Here is a 200-nt window from a genome sequence, read left to right as displayed (position 1 = left end):
CGGGATGACGCCGTCCTTGGCGCGCCCCAACACCACACCCCGCGCTCGCAACGCGATGTCCTCAGCCGGCTCCGCCCCGTCCGGGTCCAGGTACTGCACGATCAGCTGAGCTTGCACCCGCAGATCCTCGGGCGTCGGTGCCGGACCGGGCTCGTTCTCGGCACCGTCGTCGCTCTCCGCGCCACGAGCGACTCCCGCCA

The sequence above is a fragment of the Microbacterium sp. H6 genome, from assembly GCF_003314775.1.
Lineage (GTDB): Bacteria > Actinomycetota > Actinomycetes > Actinomycetales > Microbacteriaceae > Microbacterium > Microbacterium oxydans.
This window is presented reverse-complemented; position numbering follows the sequence as displayed.